The sequence below is a fragment of the uncultured Rhodospira sp. genome, from assembly GCF_937138205.1.
In the GTDB taxonomy this organism is placed as follows: Bacteria; Pseudomonadota; Alphaproteobacteria; order Rhodospirillales; family Rhodospirillaceae; genus Rhodospira.
In genome coordinates this window covers 35,263-43,321 of sequence record NZ_CAKZOT010000117.1, presented here as the reverse complement: position 1 = coordinate 43,321, position 8,059 = coordinate 35,263, and the positions used below count along the sequence as shown (strand labels likewise).

Annotated in this window: 10 protein-coding genes; all 10 read left to right on the top strand. The window is 63.7% G+C overall.

All coding sequences use genetic code 11. The features are described 5' to 3' along the window. Positions 1-275: 275 nt before the first annotated feature. The 10 genes from Q0309_RS18340 (at position 276) to Q0309_RS18295 (ending at position 8,057) form a co-directional block, all read left to right on the top strand. Positions 276-1,760, top strand: a complete 1,485-nt coding sequence (locus tag Q0309_RS18340; RefSeq protein WP_299444710.1) for a hypothetical protein — start codon at positions 276-278, stop codon at positions 1,758-1,760. Positions 1,761-1,771: 11 nt separating this feature from the next. Beyond that, positions 1,772-2,278 (top strand): hypothetical protein, encoded by a 507-nt coding sequence (locus tag Q0309_RS18335; RefSeq protein WP_299444708.1) that lies wholly within the window; start codon positions 1,772-1,774, stop codon positions 2,276-2,278. After that, a complete protein-coding gene (locus tag Q0309_RS18330) occupies positions 2,275-2,502 on the top strand; it encodes a hypothetical protein (protein WP_299444706.1) in 228 nt (75 codons plus the stop codon). The genes Q0309_RS18335 and Q0309_RS18330 overlap by 4 nt, the downstream gene beginning before the upstream one ends. Before the next feature lie 250 nt (positions 2,503-2,752). Then, positions 2,753-4,420: a portal protein gene (locus Q0309_RS18325; protein ID WP_299444704.1), complete on the top strand. Its 1,668-nt coding sequence runs from the start codon at positions 2,753-2,755 to the stop codon at positions 4,418-4,420. Continuing rightward, positions 4,420-4,671, top strand: coding sequence for a hypothetical protein (locus Q0309_RS18320; protein ID WP_299444702.1), 252 nt, complete (start codon positions 4,420-4,422; stop codon positions 4,669-4,671). The genes Q0309_RS18325 and Q0309_RS18320 overlap by 1 nt, the downstream gene beginning before the upstream one ends. Then, entirely contained in the window at positions 4,664-5,578 is a 915-nt protein-coding gene (locus tag Q0309_RS18315) for a hypothetical protein (protein ID WP_299444700.1), read from the top strand. Before Q0309_RS18320 ends, Q0309_RS18315 begins: the two co-directional genes overlap by 8 nt. Positions 5,579-5,742: 164 nt before the next feature. After that, the gene (locus Q0309_RS18310; RefSeq protein WP_299444698.1) at positions 5,743-6,630 is read left to right on the top strand and encodes a phage capsid protein; all 888 of its coding nucleotides are present in this window, start codon (positions 5,743-5,745) and stop codon (positions 6,628-6,630) included. Positions 6,631-6,692: 62 nt separating this feature from the next. Next, a complete protein-coding gene (locus Q0309_RS18305; protein WP_299444696.1) occupies positions 6,693-7,130 on the top strand; it encodes a hypothetical protein in 438 nt (145 codons plus the stop codon). Positions 7,131-7,142: 12 nt separating this feature from the next. Continuing rightward, positions 7,143-7,382 (top strand): hypothetical protein, encoded by a 240-nt coding sequence (locus tag Q0309_RS18300; protein ID WP_299444694.1) that lies wholly within the window; start codon positions 7,143-7,145, stop codon positions 7,380-7,382. Positions 7,383-7,427: 45 nt separating this feature from the next. Beyond that, complete coding sequence (locus tag Q0309_RS18295) at positions 7,428-8,057, top strand: hypothetical protein (RefSeq protein WP_299444692.1); 630 nt, start codon at positions 7,428-7,430, stop codon at positions 8,055-8,057. The last annotated feature ends 2 nt before the right edge of the window (positions 8,058-8,059 follow it).

Below are 8,059 nucleotides of genomic sequence, written 5' to 3'. Positions count from 1 at the left end.
CCTCAGAAAATCCTGCGGAATGGAAATTGGCAAGCATATCTGACGCGCGAAAAACCTGGGTCCTCAGAAAATCCTGCGGAATGGAAATTGGCAAGCATATCTGACGCGCGAAAAACTGACGTATTCCGAAAATTCTGCCGAAAACTGAAATTGGCCCCTGAACCGTGGGCCAAAAAATCCTGTGACCGTGAAATTCTGCCGAAAAACGGAATTGACATCTGTCTCCGACCCCGCGTAGACTGCCCTGGACGTCCCTGTGACCGTGGAGGACCCCCGTGGCCGGCCTATTGAGCAAGATCGACCAATATCTCAAGGAAGACGAGGAGGCCGACCGCGAGGCGGTCCCCTCCCCGCCGGAGGATATTGACGCGGTGATCGGGTACACGCCCCGCCCGCTACAGGATTGGCTCGAACAGAACGAGCGAAGGTACAATTACGAGGTGATGCACCGTCGTTTTGGCAAGACGGTCATGAAAATCCGCAAGCTCATGTTCCGCGCGATCCATTGCCCGTTCGAGCGCGGGCGCTTCGCTTACATGGCCCCCACTTATGCCCAGGCGAAGGACATTGCGTGGGCGTACCTCTATGACTACGCCTGTAAAGTCTATGAGCACCTTGGGGTGAAGGAGCGGGATTGGGTCGATCGGTCGGAACTGGCGGTCTACTTGCCCACATGGGCCGGGACAACAAGCCGCATTCGGCTGTACGGGGTGGACAGCCCCAAACAGCGAATTCGCGGCCTGTACCTGGACGGGGTCGTGTTCGACGAATTCGCGCAAATCCCGCCGTCGGTCTGGTCCGAGCAGGTCTCTCCCATGCTCCTGGACGAGAACCGGCGGGGGCTGGATGACGCGGGGCTGCCGAACCAGTGGGCGGATTTCATCTTCACGCCCTTCGGCCGGAACCACGCGTACACCATGTTCCAGCACGCCATGACTTGGTCCAATGGGGAGCCGGTGCGGATGGTGAACCCGGATACGGGGTTCCAGGAGGAAATCCACGATGAAGACCAGGAGTATTTCGCTTCGCTCCTGAAGGCGTCGGAGACCGGGGTCTTGAACGCGAAGGAACTGCGGAAGCACCGGCGCAAGCCCGGCATGACACAGGCGAAGTACGATCAAGAGATGGAGTGCTCGTTCGACGCGGCCGTGGAGGGGGCCATCTTCGCCCAGGATATCGAGGAGGCGCGGGCGCAGGGCCGGATCAAGCGGGTCCATTGGCTCAAGTTCGTCCCGGTGCACACCGCGTGGGACCTGGGGTGGGACGACGCCACGGCGATCTGGTTCTTCCAGGTCCAGGGCGATGGCCTCCGGTTTATCGACTACTACGAGGCGACCGGGGCCGGGTTCGAGCACTACGCGAGCGTTCTGGCGGACAAGGGGTATCGCTATGGGAAGATGTACTTCCCCCATGACGTGGAGAACGGGGAGCTTGGGACCGGCAAGACCCGGCGGTCGGTGCTGGAGACCCTGGGCATTCGCGTGACGACGGTGCCCAAGCATCCGCTGCCCGACGGGCTCGCGGCCGTCCACGCGATCTTGCCCCGGTCGGAGTTCGACAGCGTCCGGTGCGCGGAGGGGCTTGACAGGCTGGCCCTGTATCGGCGAGACTTTGATGAGAGGCTACAGATTATGAAACAGAACCCCGTTCACGACTGGGCCTCTCACGGAGCGGATGCTATGCGCACAGGAGCGATGGGGGTGAGCAAGTCCCTATTCTCTGGCGCGACATTCGAGCAGGCCGCCGCTGGCGTTTACTGAGGAGGACCCCCATGGAAAATACCGAGGAGCTTATGTATGACCTTGGCTGCCGGCTTTTCGGCGCGTTGGACGAGGAGGCCCTTGACGTCTGGCACGACGTGGGGCGGGACAGCATCGTCGTGGACCCGAAGCGCGATCGGCCGTTTTGCGGGCTGTACACCATGGAGGAAGACGGCCGCGAGGGCGTCACGATCTTCCTCCCGGAGGAGAGGGTTACTCCATTAGGCGTGATGGTTCATGAGCTTGGCCATTGGTTTCACTGCAAGTTTTTCCGGGACCTGTCGGTCACGGTGGCCACGGGGTCCCAGCCTCAACGGGCGGAGGCCGCTGCGGTTTACACGGAGCTTGTGGGGTACCGGGACCTTGTCTTTTGGGACCTTCTCACCCGGGGCCAGTGGGCGCACCGTCTCCTGATCAACATGAGGCCGGACGTGCTCCGGCTGGCGAAGATGGGGCTCCAGGAGAACAAGACCTACCGGAGGACCGTGTGGGCGCTCTTGGAGGGGGTGATCCGATGAGTGGCGATCTCAAGCCCGTACGGCCGCTCAAGAACGCGGGCAAGATCACGTACTTGCGGCCGGGTACGGTGGCGGCGAACGGGCGCCCAGACCCGGCGGACGATCCGATGAGCCCCGGCTTCTTGCCTCTTGACAAGCGAGACGATCGGGCTCAAGCTCGCTTCTGGGCGCTGCACAATGCACGCAAGGAAAAACGGCAGGTAGGAGGCCAGTTCGATGCATGAGTTTCACAACCCCATCAAGGCCGTGGGCTCCATGTTTGGGGGCGGAGGCGGAACCAAGATCATCCGCCAAATCACCACGCCGGAGCAAGACACGGAAAACGAGGCCGACGCGCGCGAAGAGGCGGCGCGACGTGCCCGTGCGTCGGCCGCCGCCCGTCAGGGCCGGAGGTCCACGCTGCTGACGCAAAATCCGTCCGGGGGGCTTGGTGGCGTGAACACCGCACGTCGGTCCCTGTTGGGAGGTTAATCCATGGCGTCCACCACAGGGAACGATCCGGAAACGACGGCCGATCCCCTCGCGGTTGCGATCTGTCGGCGCGAGAACGACCTACGCACCGACCGGGGCACATGGGAGAGTTACGTCCAGGACATCGCGCGGCACGTTCTGCCGAACCGGGCCATCTTCCGCGAAGAGGTGACCGAGGGTGTGGAGCGGAACCGTATGGTGCTGGACAGCACCGCGACATGGGCGCTCTACATCTTCGCGAGTTCGATCCATTCTCTCATGAACAACCCCGCGAACCTGTGGTTCAAGCTCCGGATCGCCCCGTCTGCCGGGGCCGACCCGTATATGGACCAGGACGCCAGTGTGCGGAAGTGGTTGGAGGACGTCGCCAAGCTGATCTGGACTGAGATGGCGTCGACCCGGGTGGACCTGTATTCCCATCTGCACACCCTCTATCTGGACCTGGGGGCGTTCGGCTCCGGGTGTCTCTATGAGGACGTGTCGGACGAGGGGCATATCCGCATTCGAGCGTTCCACCTCAAGGAAGTGGTGTGGGACACGGACGCGGACGGGCAGGTCAACGCAGTGTTCCGGACCCTCGAACTGAACGCGGTGCAGGCGAAGGCGTTCTTCCCGGATCAGGACCTGGGCCGGACGATCATGGAATGCCGGGACCCGACCCGGAAGTTCAAGTTCGTTCACGCGGTGTTCCCCGTGGGCAGCAAGTACGACCTGGGCAAAGAGATGGGCGACCACAAGGACTTGGCGAACCGGCCGTTCGCGTCCGTGTGGTGCACCGAGACGCCCAAGCGGGTACTGTCCGTGTCGGGGTTCAACGAGTTCCCGTATCAGGTCCCGCGCTGGAGCGTGGTGACCGGTGAGCGAATGGGCCGTGGCCCCGCGATGAACGTCATGCCGAACGTTCGGATGGCCAATCGGGTCAAGGAAACCCTGTTGCGCGGGGCCGAGAAGCTGGTGGACCCGCCGCTGCGGATCACGGACGGATCGCTCGTGAGCCCCGTCCGGCTGTTCCCTGGCGCCATCACGTTCACCGAGGGCGATGCCCGGATCGACCCCATGATCCCGCCGGGGGCGTCTCGTATTGAAGTAGGAGAGGCCATTCTGCGGAATGAGCAGGAGGCCATCAAGTCCGGCTTCTTCGTCCACCTGTTTCAGACCCCGGACAGTCCGGTGAAAACCGCGACACAGGTCCTTCAGGAAGTGGACGAGCGGAACCGGGCGCTGACGCCCATGCTGGTGCGGCTCCAGAACGAACTGTTCTCCCGCCTCCTGGCCCGTATCTTCGGCCTCATGAACCGTGGGGGCAGGTTCCCGCCCCCGCCGCCCGTGCTGGACGGGGTGCCGTTGGTGGCCGAGTACGTCTCGCCGCTGACCGGGTCCCAGTTGCAGATGGAGGGCCTGGGGGTCCTGCGGATCATTGAGGGCTTGCTTCCGTGGGCACAGATCGACCCGGGGGTCTTCGACGCGTTCGACCCGGATGAGGTGGCGAAGGTGGTCCACGGGGCGTCCGGCGCGCCGATGTCCATCATGCGGAGCCCGCAGAAGATCAGGGAGCTTCGGAAGGCCCGGATGGAGCAGCAGCAACAGGCCGAGCAGTTCCAGACCTTGATCCAGGCCGTGGAGGCCGGCGCCAAGGTCCAGGCGGCGCAACCGAAACCGGGAGGGCGGTAATGACGACGTGTAGCCAAAGCCGCATTGCGGCGGCGTATCAGTCCGTGTTCCACGGGCAAGACGGGCAACTCGTGCTCGCGGACCTAGCGCGGCGGTTCGGGTTTACCCACCGGTCCACGTTCCCCGATAATGGGGACCCGAACCGGATGATTTTCAACGAGGGCGGCCGGGCCGCGCTCATTCACATCGGCCGGATGATTGAGGCCGATCTTGACGAACTGAAAGCCCAGGAGGACGCAATCCATGACTGACACCCGATACCCCTCCATCCGGTTCTTCGACGAAACCGGCGGAACCGAGAACCCCCAGGACACCGGCGGCCAGCAGGATGGTGGGCAGCAGCAGGCCGGCGGCCAGCAGGATGCGCCGTGGTACGCGGGCCTGCCGGAGGACCTGCACGGCACAGCGTCCAAGTACGCGAGCGTGGAGGAACTGGCGCGCGGGTACCAGAATGCCCAGAAGCTCATTGGCGGTGCGCGGGACGCCTCCCGCACGTTCCAGGTCCCGGGGCAGGACGACGATGGCACGGGCCTCCGCGAGGCCCTGACCAAGCTGGGGCTGCCCAAGGACCAGGACGGGTACAAGCTGGAGCCCCCGGAGGGCGTGCCTGCGGATACCGAACTGGCCCAGGCGTTCACCAAGACGGCGTTTGATCTGGGCATCCTGCCGAAGCAAGCCAACGAACTGTTCCAGTGGTACGCGGGCGTCGCGTCCAAGGAAGCCGAGGCCCAGCAGTTCCAGGCCGACACGCAACACGCGCAGAACCTGGAGGTGCTACAGCGCGAGTGGGGCGACGCGTTCGATCAGAACGTCCAGACCCTGAACTCGGCGGTGGAAGCGCTCGGCGGCAAGGAATTCCGCGACGCGATCAATGAGGCTGGCCTCGGGACCCACCCGGCGCTGGCGCGCGGGCTCCTGAAGATCGGTGGGCTTCTTCGTGAGGACGGGATGCGCGACGCGCTCCGGGCCACGGGGACGCCGGATTTCGGGACGCCGGGCAACCAGACCCCGGCCGCGATCCGCGCCAAGGCCGAGGAGGCGAACCGCTCCGCGCACGAGCCCGGCATCTCCCCGCGCGAGGCACGCGCCCGCGCGGAGAAGGCACAGGTCCTGTTCGCGGAGGCCCGCAAGGCGGAAGCCCGCGCGGGGCGCAATTAGGGTCAGATTTATGGTTGACAGGGGGCTTCGGCCCCCTGTAGATTGACAGCACGCGAACCCTATGGACGGCCCCACCTTTCGGCCCCGAGAGGGATACCCGATCCGGGACACCCGATCCGGAGGATAGGCGTGATTAGGAACCACGCAATCCGGAGGAAAAACCAATGGCGGTTATCTCGACAATCGAACAGTCCTACGTGGACCAGTTCAACGCGAACCTTGTCCTCCTGCTCGAACAGGGCTACTCCAAGTTCCGGGGTACGGTGGACGAAATGGAGGTTACGGGCGAGGGTGCCTCGCGCGATCGGGTCGGGTCGGTCAACTCGGACAGCACGTCCACGATGAACCGTATCACGTCCCGGCACAGCGACACCGAAGCGCGCGAAATCCCGCATTCCCGTCGGTGGTTGTACCCGCTCACCTATGACGAGGCGACGTACCTGGATAAGGTCGATCAGGTGAAGATGCTGGCGGACCCGAAGGGGGCCTACGTGCGCCGTCACGCGGGCGTCATCGGCCGAACGCTGGACACCATCATCCTGGAGGCCCTGGTGGGCACGGCGGTGGCAGGCCAGCGCGGGGGTTCCAGTGTGGCGCTTCCGTCCGGGCAGGAGATCGTCCACGGCGGCGTCGGGTTCACCCTGGCCAAGCTCCTGGAGGCCCGTGAAAAGATGGAGATTGACGAGGTGGAGGACGGGATCACCCGTTACCTCGCGGTCAATCCGAAGGCTATCACCGATCTCCTGAATGAGGACAAGCTGACGAATGCCGACTACACGACCGTGATGGCGCTCCAGGCGGGCAAGATCACGTCGTTCATGGGCTTCGAGTTCATCCGGACGAACCGCCTGCCGCTGGTGTCCACTGGCATTAGCAAGTGCATCGCCTGGACGCCGGGCGCGGCTGTTCTCGGCATCGCGGCGGAACCGGCCACCCGCGCCGACCTGCGGCCGGACAAGCGGTACATGTGGCAGCTTTACTCGTGGATGTCTGCCGCCGCTGTTCGCCTTGAGGAGGAGCGCGTCGTCGAAATTCAGGTGGACCACAGCTAACGGGAGGGGGCTTCGGCCCCCTACCTTCCGGTCCCTGACGATCTACTTGGAGGAACAGACCAATGCCCAATCACAAGAGTGTAGAGTACACCTACGTCACGGCCCCGGACGCAACGGTCCCGGCGCCCGAGACGTTCCTTGCCCCGTCCGACATTCATGGGCGCGTGCGCCTGTGCTATGGCAAGCTGGAGGGCGGCGAGCAGACCCTGGCCGAGGACGACACTGTCCAGTTCTTCGAACTTCCGGCCGGCGCGCGCCCGCTCGGGTTCATCATCAACACCGGCGCGATGGGGTCTAGCGTTACCCTGTCGCTCGGTGATGGCACGACGGCGGATCGGTTCGTCACGGCCTACTCGGTTGCGGCGGCGACGAACTCGGTGAAGGCGTCCGAGGATATGTCCGTCCTGACGGCCGACACGGTTCTCACGGCCACTCTGGCGGGCGCGAACCCGGCGGACGACAAGGATATCGAAGTCGTGGCCCTGTACGCGACCGACTAACGGGAGGGACGAATGGCTACCAAGGTCTTTGGGGCGGCGCCGTTGAAGCGGAACACGTACACCGTGACGGCGCTGAACACTACCGAAGAACTGGCCGGCAGTAACGTGGTGAACGTCGTTATTGACGATACGCTGGCCTATCCTTACGATGTACTTGAGGCACTGGATGCTATCGCCCGGCACCTCAAGTATCAGTTCAGCTTGATTGACGCGCCGTCCGGTCTTCCGACGTCGGGCTCCCGCGTCGAGTAATGGGGTGGGGGCGGAAGCCCCCACGTCCCTATCGGAGTTCGGACTATGGCCACTTCTGAAGTCGAAATCTGCAACAGCGCCTTCGTCAAGATCGGGGAGGACACGATCGTCTCCATGGACGAAGACCGAAAGCAAGCCCGGTTCGCCAAGCGGCAGTACCCGATCAAGCGCCGGCAGCTTCTGCGGTCCTATCGGTGGAACTTCGCGATCCGCCGGACTTCGCTCGCCCCCGAAGCGAGCGCGCCGTCTTTCGGGTTCAACCACAAATTCTTGCTCCCGTACAACGCCATCAAGGTCATCGGCCTGTATGACGAGAACGAACCCCAGAACAACTACACGTCGACCCGGACCCCGTTCAAGGTTGAGGGGCGGTACATTCTGGCGGACGAAGACACGCTTCGGATTTTCTACCTGGAGGACGTGATCGACCCGAACCAGTTTGACCCCATGTTTACCGAGAGCTTGTCCTGGTTCCTGGCCTGGGAACTGGGGTACGCCCTGAGCGGTGGCCCCCAGATTGCGGAGCAGGCGCGGCAGTCGTTCTATCAGTCCATTCGGGAGGCCCGGTTCGCGGACGCGATCGAAGGTCAGCCGGAGATCATTCAATCAAGCGAATGGCTCGACAGCCGGCGCACCCAAAATGGGCCGGGGCTTGGGCCTGTTTTGGGAGCTTAAGG